The organism is Streptomyces sp. NPDC006335 (assembly GCF_040612795.1).
GTDB lineage: Bacteria > Actinomycetota > Actinomycetes > Streptomycetales > Streptomycetaceae > Streptomyces.
This window is the reverse complement of record NZ_JBEXQX010000011.1, coordinates 74,646-90,674: the sequence shown is the minus strand read 5'-3', so window position 1 is coordinate 90,674 and position 16,029 is coordinate 74,646. Positions and strand designations below refer to the sequence as shown.

General features: G+C 71.9%; 9 protein-coding genes and 1 pseudogene. 2 read left to right on the top strand and 8 right to left on the bottom strand.

Going from position 1 to position 16,029, the window contains the following annotated elements; translation table 11 throughout:
* Positions 1-80: 80 nt before the first annotated feature.
* Positions 81-1,457 (bottom strand): glycoside hydrolase family 43 protein, encoded by a 1,377-nt coding sequence (locus tag ABZ098_RS28190; protein ID WP_356595766.1) that lies wholly within the window; start codon positions 1,455-1,457, stop codon positions 81-83.
* A 170-nt stretch (positions 1,458-1,627) separates the two neighbouring features.
* Positions 1,628-2,968: a jacalin-like lectin gene (locus tag ABZ098_RS28185; RefSeq protein WP_356595764.1), complete on the bottom strand. Its 1,341-nt coding sequence runs from the start codon at positions 2,966-2,968 to the stop codon at positions 1,628-1,630.
* A 289-nt stretch (positions 2,969-3,257) separates the two neighbouring features.
* Between ABZ098_RS28185 and ABZ098_RS28180 the strand changes: the two genes are divergently transcribed.
* A complete protein-coding gene (locus ABZ098_RS28180; RefSeq protein WP_356595762.1) occupies positions 3,258-4,163 on the top strand; it encodes a peptidoglycan-binding domain-containing protein in 906 nt (301 codons plus the stop codon).
* Positions 4,164-4,173: 10 nt separating this feature from the next.
* Here ABZ098_RS28180 and ABZ098_RS28175 read toward each other — a convergent pair whose 3' ends face one another.
* Complete coding sequence (locus tag ABZ098_RS28175; RefSeq protein ID WP_356596067.1) at positions 4,174-5,559, bottom strand: hypothetical protein; 1,386 nt, start codon at positions 5,557-5,559, stop codon at positions 4,174-4,176.
* A 155-nt stretch (positions 5,560-5,714) separates the two neighbouring features.
* Between ABZ098_RS28175 and ABZ098_RS28170 the strand changes: the two genes are divergently transcribed.
* Entirely contained in the window at positions 5,715-6,692 is a 978-nt protein-coding gene (locus tag ABZ098_RS28170) for an ABC transporter substrate-binding protein (RefSeq protein ID WP_356595760.1), read from the top strand.
* A 23-nt stretch (positions 6,693-6,715) separates the two neighbouring features.
* On the opposite strand, the gene ABZ098_RS28165 is transcribed toward ABZ098_RS28170, so the two are convergent.
* From ABZ098_RS28165 to ABZ098_RS28145, 5 genes and pseudogenes are all read right to left on the bottom strand, one after another.
* A complete protein-coding gene (locus ABZ098_RS28165) occupies positions 6,716-7,288 on the bottom strand; it encodes a MarR family transcriptional regulator (RefSeq protein ID WP_356595758.1) in 573 nt (190 codons plus the stop codon).
* 41 nt (positions 7,289-7,329) lie between these two features.
* Positions 7,330-8,480: pseudogene (locus tag ABZ098_RS28160) on the bottom strand (FAD-dependent monooxygenase).
* Positions 8,481-8,628: 148 nt separating this feature from the next.
* Positions 8,629-9,993 (bottom strand): FAD-dependent oxidoreductase, encoded by a 1,365-nt coding sequence (locus tag ABZ098_RS28155; protein WP_356595756.1) that lies wholly within the window; start codon positions 9,991-9,993, stop codon positions 8,629-8,631.
* A 133-nt stretch (positions 9,994-10,126) separates the two neighbouring features.
* Positions 10,127-12,919: a SpoIIE family protein phosphatase gene (locus ABZ098_RS28150; protein WP_356595754.1), complete on the bottom strand. Its 2,793-nt coding sequence runs from the start codon at positions 12,917-12,919 to the stop codon at positions 10,127-10,129.
* Positions 12,920-13,004: 85 nt separating this feature from the next.
* Positions 13,005-15,959, bottom strand: coding sequence for a SpoIIE family protein phosphatase (locus tag ABZ098_RS28145; protein ID WP_356595752.1), 2,955 nt, complete (start codon positions 15,957-15,959; stop codon positions 13,005-13,007).
* Positions 15,960-16,029 lie beyond the last annotated feature (70 nt).

Here is a 16,029-nt window from a genome sequence, read left to right as displayed (position 1 = left end):
AAAGCCCCCCTGTGAAGGTCTCGTGAAGAAGACCTGGAGCGTATACGGACGCCGAGCGCCAGGGGGGCTTTTCGGTTGAATCAGTAACCGACTCGGAACGTGGCGTCCTGCTTCTCCGTGGTGGTGGAGATCGGGTCGATGCGCAGGACGTAGTTGGAGTGCCGGATGTAACGGGTCGGGTTGTTGTACGAGCGGAAGGAGGCCCAGCTCGCGTCCGCGAGGCCCGCCGTGCGGTAGAAGGTGGCGTCGCCGGCGAAGGTCGACGTGCCGTCGTTGACGTCGAGCTGGAGCGCGTAGTTGTAGTGCCGCAGGTAGCGGTCGGGGTAGTTGACGGACCGGAAGGACACGCCGGAGCTGTCGGCGAGACCCGGGACGAGGGTCCACAGGGAGTCCTTGTACGGCTCGATCGGGTACTCGTCGATGCGGCCCGCGTAGTTGGAGTGGCGGACGTAACGGGCGGGGAAGTTGTAGGACTTGAGCCGGTTCCAGGCCGGGGCGCCCCACTTCGCGAGCAGGTTGTCGTACTCGGCCGTGGTGATCGTGGTGATGCCGCAGTGCTTGGAGTTGACCGGCTGGGTGTAGGTCTTCTGGTCGAGGGCGGTCCAGGTGCCGGAGGCCAGGCTGCTGGACTGCCAGGCGTAGAAGACGCCGTTGGGGGTGTAGGTGTCTCCCCACAGCCACCAGTTGCCGGTGGTGAGGGACTTGACCACGGTGGGGGCCTCGGTGCCGCCGTGGGCCACGCCCGCGCTGTACTCGGTGAAGCTGCCCGGGTTCAGGGTGGTGGATCGGGCGCTCACCAGCGTCTGGTTCTTCTTGAAGAAGAGGTAGTTGTAGCCGTTCACGCCCACGGCCATGTCACCGTCGATGACGTCGTAGCCGGGGTCGAAGAAGACCTGCGGGGCCGAGGCGGTGACGAAGTCGCTGGTGTAGTTGACCATGATCACGTTGTGGCCGCTGGAGTTGACCGAGGAGTAGATGACCGCGTACTGGCCCCGGCCCGCGTCCCAGAACGCCTCGGGCGCCCAGCTGTGGGTGGCCATGTCGTGCAGCTTCAGGCGCCGGTAGCCGGTGAAGGTGCGCAGGTCGGCGGAGTCCCAGACGTGGATGTACTGGCTGTTGTAGTTCCAGTCGGTGCCCTTGAGGTCGGTGGCGAGCACGACGAAGGTGCCGTCCTGCTTGCGCATCAGGAACGGGTCGCGCAGACCGAGGGCGCCGGCGGTGGGGGTGACGAGCGGGTTGTTCTGGTTGAGCGGCGTCCAGTTGAGCCCGTCGGGGCTCACGGCCAGGTGGAGGCCGTAGTCGGTGCCGTCGCCGAGTTTGGTGGACTCGGTGAAGTAGACCATCGCGTACGCCGAGTCGGCGGCGTGGGCGGTGCCGGAGCCGAGGGCCAGGGCGAGCGGCACGGCGGCCGTCATGCCCAGGAGGCCGCGGCGGGACAGGTGAGGGTTTGCGCTCATCTTGCTCTCCAGGGTGGCGTGCGGGGAACGCCTCATTGACCGGTATTTCGAACGGAGTTCGGTAAATCGATCAGAAAGTAGGGCCTGGCCACGGGCGCGTCAATCGTCCTGTCACGCTTTTGTGATTCCTGTGCACCCGGGGCGCTCGGGAGCGCCCCGGGGCGGGTGGGTCAGCGCTGGGTGTAGATGAAGCCGACCTTGTCGACCGCGTCACCGGAGCGGCCGTGGAATCCGGCGATCTGCCGGCCGGCGGGGGCGGTGCGGGTCACGCAGTCGGAGGTGGTGGTGCCCCCGGCCAGCGTGCGGCCGAGGCTGGTCGTGAACTTGGCGTAGAAGATCCGCGTGTGGCCGTTGTACTCGCCCTGGCAGAGCTGGGCCTGGGTCACGTACTCCCCGCTGCCCAGCGTCAGGGAGGACGCGGTGCCGCCGGTCCCGCCGTGGGCGAGGGTGGTGCCGTTCGCCAGGGTGAGGCTCATCCGGTCGACGCGGGAGCCGCTGCGCAGCCCGATGCTGGTGGCGGCGGCCCCGGCCGGGACGGCGGTGATGTCGTTGTAGTAGTCGCCGTGCGGGCCGCCGAACTGGTCGCTGAGCTGGTAGGCGGGGTTGCGCGACCAGGTGAAGCCGACCGTGATCGGGTCGTGGTCCGAGAGCATCAGGTTGTCGCCGGTGAGGAACCTGGCGTGCTCGTTGTTGTACGAGGTCGCGTTGAGGGAGACGAGTGGGCTGCCGCGGTAGAGGACCTTGTCGACGACCTCGCAGGTGTTGGGGACGGTGGTGCCGCTCTGGTCGCAGACCAGGGCGTCGCTGCCCTTGGCGGGCGGGGTGCCACCGCGGACGAGCTGGACCCAGGGGTCGGTGAGGCCGTTGGCCGCGGCGAACTCGGCGATCGTGTCGCCGGAGCGGGTGTAACGGGTGTTGGTGTCGCCCATGACCACGACGGCGTTGCCGGCCGAGTGGGCCTTGATGAACGCGGTGAGCTGGTTGAGGTTGTCCGCGCGCGAGGCGAGGTCCCCGTCGCTGGTGCCCGCGTTGGTGTGCAGGTTGTAGAAGTCGACGTAGACGCCCTCGGCGAGGCGCTCGCGCATGAAGGTGAAGCCCTTGGGGGTGAGGCAGTCGCCCGAGTCCACCTGGCAGGAGTTCCAGCGCACCCGCTCGAAGTCGTCGGCGTCGTAGGGGATTTTGGACAGTGTGTTCAGACCGCTGCCGATGCCGGCGCCGCCGCTGGTGGGGGTGCGGTAGGCGTGGTTGGTGTCGGCCGCGTAGAGGCGGGCGTGGTAGTTGAAGTCCTCCTCCACGTGGACGATGTCGTACGGCGCGATCCGCTGGCCGATCGCCGTGGTGCTCGACTCGCGGGGTGTCGGCGCGCTGGAGATGGCCTCGGGCAGCCCGGCCACGTTGTAGCTGAGGACGCTGAAGGTGCCCGAGTCGGCGGCCGTGGCGGACGGGGCGGCCGCGGTGAGGCCACCGAGGGCGGAGGCGGTCGTCGCCAGGGCGGCGAGGAGTCTGCGCATGGGGAGTTTCTCCTGGAGGAGTGGCGGGCGGGGGTGAAGGGGCGGGGCGGGAGAGAAGTTACCGCTGGTTACCCCAAGTTGTCGCCGTCTTGCGCGCTCCCCGGTCCGCCAACCCCCCGCCGCTGGGCGCCCGTTGGGGCCATCCGTCCGCCGCCGTTCATCTCGGCTTCACGCCCGGTGGCTGATTCTCGGCCCCGCGGATGCGGTGGATTCCGGACGATACGAAGTGTGGAATTTTCGCGCGGCATATCTGTCTACGATATGAAGATCGTAGGGAGAGGGAACGCGCGTGAGTGAACCACCAGTCCTCGTCTGCCCGGAGTGCGGGGCGCCCAGGGCGGCGGACGGCACTCCCTCCTGCGCCTGCGCCCACCGTGCCTCCGAGGCCCATCTCGAGTCCCGTACTGCCGAGGCGGCTGCGGCGGAGGACTTCGACCCGGTGCGCATACGGCCCTACGTGGAGGTCGGCGAGGTGCCGGCCGACCCGGACGGGGAGCCGGAACCCCCCACCCTCAGCGCGGACTTGAGTGACGTCACCCTGGCGCCGGCGGACGCGGGGCGGGCACCTGACGCGGAGCCGCGCGCGCAGTCCCCGGTCGAGGGCGGCCCGCACGGTCGCAGGCGGCGGAACCTGGTGGTCGCCGGGGCGGGGGCGGCCGCCGCCGTGCTGGTCACGGGCGGATTCGTCAGCGGGCTCTTCACCTACGACAGCCCTTCACGGGACGGTTCCGTGGTCGGCGGAGTGCGCGCGGGCGTACCGGAGGAGACACCGTCGTCGAGCGGCCCTTCCGTCACGGCTTCCTCCCCTGCGGCGACCTCGACACCGTCGTCCGCACCGCCCTCCTCCGCGCCGAGCGCGGAGGCCGGCGACAGCGCGTCCCCGACGCCCACCGCCACCCCGACCCGGGCCCCGTCGAGCGCCGCCGCCACCATCACGGCGGTCCCCGGCCCCACCGTGTCCAACGGCCGGCCTCCCGTGCTCGGCCTCGGCGACCAGGGACCCGAGGTCGTCGAACTCCAGCTCCGGCTTGGGCAGATCGGCCTCTACGACGGGGAGGCCGACGGCGACTTCGACGAGCAGGTCCGCAGCGCCGTGCGTACCTACCAGGTCACCCGCTTCATCCTTCAGGACGAGTCCGGCGTCTACGGCACGGCCACGCGCGCTTCGCTGGAGGCCGAGACCTCGGAGCCATGACGGCCGCGGTCTACTTCCCGTGCCCGTCGCAAGGGTGTGCCCGGTCGTAGGGGCGGGGGTAGGCGGCCGGGGAGTAGGGGAGGTAACGGGCGGGTGAGGCCGGATCGGCTTCGGTGGCACGGGAGTTGAGCGCGGCGGGATCGCTGCCGCGCCAGTGGCCGCTCCTGATCCGGTCCTCCAGCGCGTGCAGGGCGGCGATCTGCTCGCCGGGGCTGAAGGTGCAGTGGCCCGCGTTGTCGACATGGCGCTGCCGCAGCAGCGGAGCCGAGCCCGCGGCCGTGGCGGCCCGGCGGTAGGCACTCTCGGACTGCACCGGGATCAGCGCGTCGCCGGTGGTGTGGATGTTCAGTTGGGGCTTGGTGAGGCGCCCGGTGAAGGAGCTCGTACGGCTCATCCGGTCGACGGCGTTCCGGTCGGCGCGGATGCGAGGAGCCCGGTCGAGGGCGTTGAGGTCGGACTTCAGGGAGAGGCCCGCCTTCGCGTACAGCTCCTCGACCTCCTTGAGGTAGGGGGAGTCGCGGAGCATCGCGCGGTAGTCGACCCCGGTGTTCCACGACGTGTTGCCGCCCGCCCTGGACTCGGCCTCCTGGCGCCAGACGAACGCGGGGAATCGCACCAGCCCGAGGACGGCCTGGTACTGGCCGGACTGCTGGGCGTTCCAGTCGGTGGGCGCGGGCCGGGGCTGCGAAGGGTCGTTCCAGCCGGGGATGTTGTGCAGGGCGGCGGCGAGCGCGATGCGGGCGCGTCCGTCGGCGGTCTGTTGAGCCCCGGTGACGACGGCCGTCATGGCGTCGGACGCCTCGGTCGCGGCGGCCGGGCCAGGCAACCCGGTCAACGGGATGCCGGAGCCGGGCGCGAGGAGCGTCTTCAGCGCGAACACCGGGTCCAGGGTGCTGTTCCAGTTGGCGACACCGCCCTGGACCAGCCCGCACATCGACAGTGAACCGGCGAGGCGGGGCGCGTGGCGTTCCGCGAGGGCGGTCGTGACGAGACCGCCGTAGGAGGTACCCCAGGCGATGGTCCGGTCGGCGCGTCCGAAGCGGGCGGTGAAGGTGTCGAGGGTGGCGAGCTGGTCGGGTACGGCCTCGGTGACGGCCCAGCCGGTGGTAGCGTACGAGGAACCGATGAGCGCGTAACCCTGCTTCAGGAGCAGGGACTTCGTGGTGTCGTCGGGCGCGTTGCGGGCCGGGTTGGGGACGCCGGGCGGTGTGTAGCCGTGGCTGTAGAGGAGGACCGTGCCGTTCCAGGCGGCCGGCACGTCCATGAGGTAGGTCGCGCCGGACGGCAACCGGCCCTCGACGTGGACGTCCTCGGCGGCGTGGGCGGCGGTCGGGAAGGGGGCGGCGAGCAGCAGGGCCGCGACGGTGACCAGCGTACGGGTGCGGATGCGGTGCATCACGAGACGTGGGCTCCTTGGGCGCGGTCCGTTTTTCCTGCGGTCGGGGGGACTGACACCGGCGAAAGTAGGCGTGTACATTGCGGGCGTCAATGATGTGCACAACATCAGGGGACGGGTCGTGAGGCGTTCTGCCGTCTCGTCAGGAGGGCCCCATGCGAAGGCGTGTGCTCGGACTTGCCGTTGCGGTGGTGACCCTCGCGGGCGCCGCCGGGTGTGGCTCGTCGGACTCCGGGAGCGGCGGCACGACGTCCGCGGGCGGAGGAAAGACGACACAGGTCACGGTCGGCGTCATCCCCATCGTCGACGTGGCACCGCTCTATCTCGGGCAGAAGAAGGGGTTCTTCGCCGACCGGGGGATCGAGCTGAGGATGGTGACCGCGCAGGGCGGCGCGGCGATCATCCCGGGAGTGGTGAGCGGTCAGTTCCAGTTCGGCTTCAGCAACACCACGTCCCTGATGCTCGCGCAGACCAAGGGCGTTCCCGTGAAGTCCGTCGTCAACGGGGCGGCTTCCAACGGCAAGGTGGGAGCCGACGTCACCGCGGTCCTGGTGAAGAAGGACAGCCCGGTGAAGTCCGCGAAGGACCTGGCCGGGCGCTCGGTCGCCGTGAACACCCTCCAGAACATCGGGGACACCACGGTCCGCGAGTCGGTGCGCGAGGACGGCGGCGACCCGGCGAAGGTGAAGTTCGTCGAAATCCCCTTCGACCAGATGCCGGCCGCGCTGGACGGCGGTCGCGTGGACGCCGCGTGGATGGGCGAGCCGGCCCAGACCGTCGCCAAGGCGCAGGGCGCCCGGGTCATCGCCTCGCCGTTCGCCGAGACCGACCCCAAGCTCACCGTCGCGACCTGGTTCACCTCGACGAAGATCGCGCAGCAGAACCCGGAGCTGGTGAAGAAGTTCACCGAAGCCATGACCGAGTCACTGGAGTACGCGACCGGCCACCCGGACGAGGCCCGGCAGATCCTCACCGCCTACACCAAGATCAGCGGCGACGTGCTGTCCGAGCTCATCCTCCCGAGCTGGCCGGCCCAGGTGGACATGGCCTCGCTGGAGAAGCTCGCCGCCCTCGGCGAGGAGGACGGCATCTTCGGCGGCAAGAAACCGGACGTCCAGGCGCTGTTCTCCTGAGAGGGGCCGGGGTCGGTGCGGGCTCAGGCCTTGGGGCGCCGGCCACTGCGCCGCGGCGCGGGATCGGAGCCGTCCAGGAGTTCACGGCGGCGCTCCTCGCCGTGCTCCTCCACCTGGAGCACGACCTGCCGCAGCCCCTCGGCGAGGCCACGGCACTCGGTGTCGCTGAGGCCGGCCGTCACGAAGGCCTCCTCCTCGTTGAACGCCGGGAACACCCGGCGCATCAGCTCCTCGCCCTCATCGGTGAGCCTGAGCAGGACGAGCCGTCCGTCGGTGGGGTGTCCGGAGCGGCTCAGCAGCCCGCGAGACTCCAGGGTCCGCGCGACGCCGGTGAGCGTGCCCTTGGAGATCCCGGCCTCCTCCGCCACGTGCCGGGTCTCCGACTCGCCCCACACCCACACGACCCACAGCACGACGAACGCCGTCCACGTCAGGTCCGAGCCGCGCAGCACGGAGTTCTCCAGGTGCTGGCGCACCGCGGAGGCGGCCCGGTAGATGTTCGCCACGGCCGCCATCTGGTCCCGCCGGATCGGGAAACCACCGAGTTTCTCGGCAGCGAGCTTCTCGGCTTGGGTGATGGATCGCTGGCCGGGCACGGGCGGCTCCTTCGTCTGGCACAGTCGTTCGGGCTCAAATTCTAGTGGGGGTGCCGCTCGGACCAGAGGTCCGCGTCCCACTCCAGGAGCCGGGCGAGGTCCTCGTCGGAGGGCCGGGAGGCGGCAGGGGGAGTGGGGGTGCCCCGGGAGATGTTGCCGCTCACGGTGATGTTGTGCTCCACGCGGGGGCGGCGGAGCGTCTCGTACAGGGTGAGCGCGGCATCCGGGTCCGGCGCGTCCCGCAGGGACTTGGCGAGGACGACCGCGTCCTCCAGCGCCATCGAGGCACCCTGGCCGGTCGCAGGCGAGGCCGCGTGGGCGGCGTCGCCGATGAGCAGGGTCCGCCCGGAGCGCCACGCGGTGCCGGTGGGGATCTCGGTGGCGTTGGTGACCATGAGGTCGTCGCCGGTGGCCGCGACGAGGTCCGCGGCCGGGGTGGCGTCCTGGCGCAGCAGCGGCAGCAGCGGTCCCGCCAGTGGGCGGCCGTGCCCTGCGCCAACTCCGCGGGGGGCAGAGGATCACCGGTCACCCGGGCGAACCAATACGCCTCGCCCTCGGGCGACACCGCGTAGCCGAAGGCGGCCCCGCTGCCGCGGACCATGGTGATGCAGGCGTCCGCGCCCGGAGGAGAGACGGCGCGGGTGTAGCCGTAGAAGACGTACTGGCCGGCGTGAAGCGGCTGCGTCCTGGGGGAGATCGACCGGCGTACCGCGGAGTTCAGGCCGTCGGCGCCGATCAGCAGGTCGCCGGTGGCGGTGGTGCCGTCGGCGAAGTGCGCGGTGACCTTGTCGGGGCCGTCCTCGACGGAGACGAGCCGTGCGCCGTGCCGGACGGGGACGCCCCGGCGCCGGGCCTCCGACTGGAGCGCGGTGTTGAGGTCGCCACGGCGCAGGCACCGGTAGTGCAGGAGCGGGTCGGAGATCTCACCCATGGGGGCGTGCGCCAGCTCCCTGCCCGTCTCGTCGAGGACCCGCAGCGAGGTCAGCGGGAAGCCGATCGCGGTGACCGCCGCGGAGGCGTCCACCTGGGCGAGGGCGCGCATGCCGTTGCTCGCGAGGGTGAGGAACGCGCCGATGTCCTCGGCCGAGTCGGGATGGGCCTCGTGCACGACAGCCTCGAAGCCCGCCTTGTGCAGCGCCAGAGCCGCCGCCGTACCGGCGATACCGCCACCGATGACCACTACGCGTGCCACACCCACCCCGTTCGTCCCGCGCCGGCCCGCACGGCCGTACGGACACGGTGAGGAACGACCGGACGCGGGCCGGGGTTCCGTCGGCGACGAAAAGCCGGTCGTGCCGCCCGTGACGGGCAGTGGCACGACCGGCTTCCCGACGGGCGGATCAGGCGCCGCTCTCCCGCAGCATGTCCTCGCGCTCGACGAGCTTCACGCGCTCGCGGCCCTGGGGCTCGCCCAGCGCCTTCTCGGCGGCGTCCAGCTTGTACCAGCCCTCCCAGGTGGTGAAGCGGACGTTCCGCTCGGCGAGGAACGCGTCCACCGCCTCCGGCTCGGGCGAACCCGGCGTCTGGAGGCGGTCGTTGGCGAAGTCGTCCAGCAGGTTCGACACCGTCTCGTTGGCGTCGCCCTTGGTGTGGCCGATCAGGCCCACCGGACCGCGTCGGATCCAGCCGGTGACGTACGTCGACTGGAGGTGCTCGCCGCTCTCCTGCATGACCCGGCCGCCCTGGTCGGGGACCGTGCCCGAGTCGATGTCCCAGGGGAGCTTGGGCAGCTTGTCGGAGAGGTAGCCGACCGCGCGGTAGACCGCGGTGACGTCCCAGTCCTTGAACTCGCCGGTGCCCTTGACGTTGCCGGTGCCGTCCAGCGCGGTGCGCTCGGTTCGCAGGCCGACGACCTTGCCGTCCTCGCCGAGGATCTCGGTGGGCGACTCGAAGAAGTGCAGGAACAGCTTGTGCGGACGGTCGCCGGCGTCGCGGATCGCCCAGTTCTCCAGGGTCTTGGCGACCATGTCGGCCTGCTTGTTGCCGCGCCGGGTCTCGATCGAGCCCGCGTCGTAGTCGATGTCCTCGGGGTCGACGATGACCTCGATGTTGGGGGAGTGGTCCAGCTCCCGCAGCTCCATCGGGGAGAACTTCGCCTGTGCCGGGCCGCGGCGGCCGAAGACATGGACCTCCAGCGCCTTGTTGGCCTTCAGGCCCTCGTAGACGTTCGGCGGGATCTCCGTCGGCAGGAGCTCGTCGGCCGTCTTGGCGAGGATGCGGGCCACGTCGAGGGCGACGTTGCCGACGCCGAGGACGGCGACCTTCTCGGCGTCCAGCGGCCAGGTGCGGGGCACGTCCGGGTGGCCGTCGTACCAGGAGACGAAGTCGGCGGCGCCGTAGGAGCCGTCGAGGTCGATGCCCGGTATGCGCAGCTCGCGGTCGGCGGTCGCGCCCGTGGAGAAGATCACGGCGTCGTAGAAGGCGCGCAGGTCGTCCAGGCTGATGTCGGTCGGGTAGTCGACGTTGCCGAAGAGCCGGATCTGCGGCTTGTCGAGCACCTGGTGCAGGGCCGTGATGATGCCCTTGATCCGGGGGTGGTCCGGAGCCACGCCGTAACGGATCAGTCCGAACGGGGCCGGCATCCGCTCGAAGAGGTCGATGGAGACACCGGGTTCGGCGGCCACATCGGACTTGAGCAGCGCGTCGGCGGCGTAGATCCCGGCGGGGCCGGCTCCGACGATGGCTACCCGCAGGGGGCGGGGCATGATCAGGTTCCCTTCGAGCGGTGACAGATCAACTCGAGGGAAGCCTAAACTGAGGCAAGCCTAAGTCGGTACGCGGGTCCGATCTATGGACTCATAAGATCACCTTATGAGCGGGCAGGGGTGGCGAACCGGGTCACGGCAGCGGCTGTTCCGCCCAGATGACCTTGCCGGCCGGGGTGTACCGGGTTCCCCAGCGCTCGCTGAGCTGCGCCACGAGGAAGAGTCCTCGACCACCCTCGTCGGTCATGGCCGCGTACCGCAGATGCGGTGACGTGCTGCTGCTGTCGAAGACCTCGCAGATCAGGGTGCGGTCGTACAGTACGCGGACGTGGATGGGGTCGCCGCCGTAACGGATCGCGTTGGTGACGAGCTCGCTGAGGATCAGCTCCGTGGTGAACGCGAGGTCGTCCAGGTCCCAGCAGGCGAGCTGCCGCGACACGGCGGCCCGTACGTCCGAGACGGCCGCCGGGTCTGCGGGGACCTGCCACTCGGCGATCCGATCGGCCGCGAGTGCCCGGGTACGGGCCACGATCAGGGCGATGTCGTCGGTGGCCCGGGACGGCGGCCGGGCGTCCAGTACGGCCCGGCAGGTGTCCTCGGGCGAGGGCCCCGCCTGCTCCAAGGAGGTGCGGAGCAGCTCCAGCCCGACGTCGATGTCCCGCTCGCGGTCCTCCACGAGCCCGTCCGTGTAGAGCACCAGGCGGCTGCCCTCGGCGAGTTCCAGGTCGGCCGTCTCGAACGGCAGGCCGCCGAGGCCGAGCGGGGGGCCTGCGGGCACGTCGGGGTACTCGACGCTGCCGTCGGGGTGGATGACGGCGGGCGGCGGATGGCCGGCGCGGGCGATCGTGCACAGCCGGGAGACCGGGTCGTAGACGGCGTACAGGCAGGTCGCGCCCGTGACGGGGGAGTTGCCGCTCTCCTCCGCCTCGTCCTGGTCGATGCGGGCGACCAACTCGTCGAGCAGTGACAGCAGTTCGTCCGGAGGCAGGTCGAGGGCGGAGAAGTTGTGCACCGCCGTGCGCAGCCTGCCCATCGTGGCCGCCGCGTGCAGTCCGTGGCCCACGACGTCGCCCACCACGAGCGCGACCCGCGCCCCGGACAGCGGCAGCACGTCGAACCAGTCGCCGCCCACCCCGGCCTGCGCGGGCAGGTACTTGTAGGCGATGTCCAGGGCGTCCTGCTCGGGCAGCCGGCGCGGCAGGAGACTGCGCTGGAGCGTCACCGCCATGGTGTGCTCTCGGGTGTAGCGGCGGGCGTTGTCGATGGAGACCGCGGCCCGGGTGACGAGTTCCTCGGCGAGGGCGACCTCCTCGGTGTCGAACGGCTGGGGCTTGTCCGAGCGCCAGAAGCTGACCGTGCCCAGGACGAGGTTGCCGGCCCGCAGGGGGACGGCGATCAGCGAGTGGATGCCGTACTCCATGACGTGGGCGGAGCGCTCCCGGTCCTGCGCGTGCCACCCGGTGGCCTCGGCGAGCCGCGGCTCCAGGACGGCCCGGCCGCTGCTGATGCCGCGGGCCTGCGGAGCCGAGTCGACCAGGGGGATGCGCTCGCCGACCTTGTACAGGGGGGCGTCCTCGCGGATGCCGCTGAGCGCGGTGCGGCGCAGGGTGGTCGCGGCCTCCGGCTGGCCGCCGCTGAGCACCGCGTCGAAGAGGTCGACGGTGGCGAAGTCCGCGAACCTCGGTACGGCGAGCTCTGCCAGTTCCTCCGCGGTGCGGGTCACGTCCAGGCTCGTGCCGATGCCCACCGTGGCGTCGTACAGCATGTCGAGGCGCTCGCGGGCCACCTCGGCGCGTCCGGACAGGGCCCGCAGCTCGGTCGAGTCGCGCAGGGTGGCGACGCTGCCCGCGGGGCCGCCCTGGATGTCGGTGGGCCGCTGGTTGACGGCCAGGAGGCGGTCCTTGACCCGGTGCACCTCGTCGGTGGCGACCCGTCCGGAGGCCAGCAGGTCGGCGGTGTCGGCGGGCAGCGCGAGGTCGAGGACGTGCCGGCCCTCGGCGTCGGCGGGCAGGTCGAGCAGCCGGTGGGCCTCGTCGTTGGCGAGCAGCAGCCGGCCCTCGCCGCCGACGATCAGCACGCCCTCGCGCACGGCGTGCAGCACCGCGTCGTGGTGCTCGTACATGCGGGTCATCTCGTGCGGGCCCAGGCCGTGCGTCTGGCGCAGCAGCCGCCTGCTGACCAGCGCCGTGCCCGCCGTGGCCAGGGCGAGCCCGACCGCGGCCGCCATCAGGAGCAGCGGCACCTGCTGGTCGGCGGTGCCGCCCACCTTGGCGGTGGTGATACCGGCCGAGACCAGCCCGACGACCTTGCCGCCGTTCGCCTTGATCGGGACGACAGCCTGCACGAGCGGTCCGATGGTGCCCGTGATGTCCTCGGTCACCACGCGTCCGGCCAGCGCGGGGGCGATGTCCCCGACGAACTTCTTGCCGATGCGGTCCTGTTTGGGGTGCGTGTACCGGATGCCGTCCGTGTTCATGACGACGATGAAGTCCACGTCCGTCGCCAGTCGGGCCGCCTCGGCACGCGGCTGGAGCACCGCCGAGGGATCGGGGCCGGCGAGGGCCTCGACGGTGCCAGGGGCGTTGGCGAAGGCCTGGGCCACGGCCACCGAACGGTTGCGGGCCTCGATGGTGCTGTCGTGCCGCACCTGGAGCACCAGGGCCACCACGGCGGCCACGACCAGCAGCAGGACGATCACGACCTGGAGGACGAACACCTGTCCGGCCACGCTGCGTCCGCCGACCGCCGCCCGCAGTGCTCCCGGCCGCCGCCGCGTCCGGCCCCCGTCGCGCTCCGCCCGCGTGGGCGAACTGCCCTTCAGCGGGGCCTCGTGCCGGTCGCGAGCGTCGTCGGGTGTCTGCGGTGGGCGGGGACCGCCGGGGCGACGGGCCGACCCGCCCCCGAAGCGGCCCAGGAGTCGGACCATGTGCCCATGTCTACACTGCCGCGCCCCAGGAGGCGAGGGGCGTCACACCCTGTGACAGAACATGAACAAACCCTCCAGACCCTGCTCATGGTGATCCGGACGGTGCCGCCCGCCGGCTGGCGAGCAGCAGCGCGATGTCGTCGGGGCGGTCCTGGGCGTGCCGGGCGGTCGCCGTGAGCCGGTCCGCGACGCCCGCCAGGAGTCGGCTGCCCGGCCGGGCAGCCGGAGCGCCGGCCTTCGCGAGGGCCACCCGCAGGGCGGAGATCCCCTCGTCGATGTCGCTGCCGGGCCGTTCCACCAGCCCGTCGGTGTAGAGCGCCAGGATCGCGCCGGGCTCCATCTGGATCTCGGTCACCGGGTAGCGGGCCCGCGGTGCCACCCCCAGGACCACCCCGCCGGGCAGGTCCAGGACCCGGGTGCGGCCGTCGGGGCTGCGCAGCAGAGGCGGAGGGTGCCCGGCGCGGGCCGCCCTGGCCAGCCCGGTGGCCGGGTCGAGCCGGATGTAGCAGCAACTGGCGAACAGACCGGGGTCGAGGTCGATGAGGAGATGGTTGGTGCTGCTCATGACCTCGTCCGGCGGCCGGTCGCCGAGCGCGAACGCCCTGACCGCGCTGCGCAGTTGGCCCATGGTGGCCGCCGCCTGCACCCCGTGCCCCTGGACGTCCCCGATGACCAGGGCCAGCCCGTCGCCGGACTCGACGACGTCGTACCAGTCGCCGCCGACCTCCATCCCCGCGGTACCCGGCAGATAACGCCCGGTGGTCTCCAGCAGCGGATGCGCCGCGAGACGGCGGGGCAGGAGCGCCTGCTGGAGGCCCCGGGCGAGCACGGTCTCCGACTCGTAGCGCTGCGCCTTCTCCATGGCGTGGGCGATGAGTCCGGCCAGCGCGGTGAGCACGGTGCGTTCCTCGGTGCTGAAGCTGCGCGGCCGGTCGAAGCCCAGGATGCAGGAGCCGACGGGGCGCCCGGAGGCGATCAGCGGCAGGAACGCCCGGGCGCCCTCGGTGGCGTCCAGGGCGATCCCGGGGTAGGCGGCCGTGAGCTGTTCCATCGAGTCGAAGAACAGCGGCCGGCCGGTGGTGAGGGTCTCCACGCCGGGCAGGTGTGCGCCCAGGTCCACGCCGTCGAAGGGTGCGAGGAAGCCCTTGGGGAAGCCGGTCTCCCATTCCAGGTAGAGATGCCGTTCCTGGAGGAGGTAGATCGCGAGCCGGCGGCCGCCGAACGCGGGCAGCAGCTCCCGCATCACGACCGCGGACACCTGTCGGGCGGTGGCCGCCTCGGTCAGGGCGATGGCCAGCGCGATCGGCCGGTACAGGGGCGCCAGCGCGCTCACACCGGCTTCGGACACCTCGGCGCCGTGCCCCGCGGGGCTGTCCGCCACCCGGCTCGCGGGCCGGACCGTACACGTCAGCCGGTCCGGCCCGGAATGCACGGAGAGCGCGAGCCAGTCGCCTTCGTACGGCTGGGGGGCGGGACCGGTGGTCGGAGCGGGCGGGGGTGGCTCGGTGTCCTGACCGGGGGTGGTGGCGGTGAGGGGGGTTGCGGTGCGGTGGGCGGCGGGTGGGGGTGGTCCGGGGTCGGGAGCGGGGCGGGGTGACTCGGTGGGGCGGGCGGGGGGCGGCGTTTGAGCGTGGTGCGCGGAGGACGGTGTGCCGGTGTGGTGGGCGGGCGGCGGGGACTCCGAGCCCTGAGGGTACGGCGGTGCCCCGGCACCCTGAAGTGACCGCGGTGACCCGGCTTCCAGCGTCCTCGGCCCCGTCTCGGGCTCCCCCACGCTCGGCCCAGCCTCGGCGTCCTGCCCGAGCGGGTTTATCTCGGGCTGCGGCTCGGTCGGCCCCGTCTCGGGGTCCCGTGCGGCCGGCCCCGTCTGCGGCTCCCGAAACATGTGCTTCGCCGAGGCGTCCCGCACGTTCGGCCCCGTCTCGGGCCCCCGTCCGGGTGGTCGTACGAGATGGAAGTGGACCGGGTCCGGGGTGAGGAGGGCCGCTCGCAGGTGGTCCTCGAACTCGGGGCGGGCCAGCCAGGGCACGGCCTCCCACAGGTCGCGGCCGACGAGCTCGGAGCGGGGGCGGCCGAGGAGCTGGGCGGCGCGCGGATTCGCGTAGACGACCAGGCCGAGCCGGTCCACGCAGAACACGCCGTCGGGCAGCAGGTCGGCCGCCGAGTCCGCCGTGGGGGCGGGCCCCGGGGCCACTACGACGCCCCGCACGGCGGGTGCGGCGGGCGGTTCGTAGGCGTTCCACAGGTCCAGCAGGCGCAGGGCGCCGTCCTCGTCGCGCAGGTAGAGGGGCAGTGCCGGAGGGCGGCCCGCGGCGGTGTCCCGCAGGGTGGCCAGGATGCGGTGTGCGTCGCTGGGGGCCACGGACTCGGCGAACGCCTCGACGGTGCCGGCGAACTCGCTGGGCGGCACCCCCAGGAGGGTGTGCAGGTCCTCGTCCAGCGTGATGGCGGCCGTCTCCGGGTCCCAGGCGAAGCGTCCGACGCGTCCCACGGACGTGGAGGCGGTCGGGGGCCGCAGACACACCGGCTCACCCTCCCAGGCGACCTGGTCCGGGTCGCCGTCCTCCAGGTCTCGCAGCGCCTCGCCCAGCTCCTGGGCGAGGCGTACGACACGGTCGCGGCCCGACAGCACCTCGGCGGCGTCGGTGACGGCCGGGCGCAGCACGGTCAGCACACCGTAGGTCGTGGAACCGGCGACGACGGGCACGTAGAGCGAGCCGAACTGGAAGGGGAGTCCGGCGGCGAACTGCGGGTAGCGCCGCATCGTCTCGGTGGCGTTCGGCAGGACCACCTGGACACCGAGCCGGTAGGCGTCGGCGACGGGGAAGGGGCGGTCGACGTGCAGGCGCCACCAGGGGCGGAACAGCGGTCCGGGCAGTCCCGACAGGACGGCGAGCCGTAGCAGTCCGGGCGTGCGGGAGCGCAGATAGACCCCTCCGGCGTGGCCGTCGGCCGCACTGACCGCCTCCGTCGAAGCGTCGATCAGCAGCGCCGTCAGCCGCCCGGCCGTCGGGTGTGCCTCCTCGACGCTCCCAGTCATCGGCCCTACCTAGTCCGAGCACCGTCCCACGGGCGACACAGCAAGAATGCGCCACAAGGACACCGGCCCG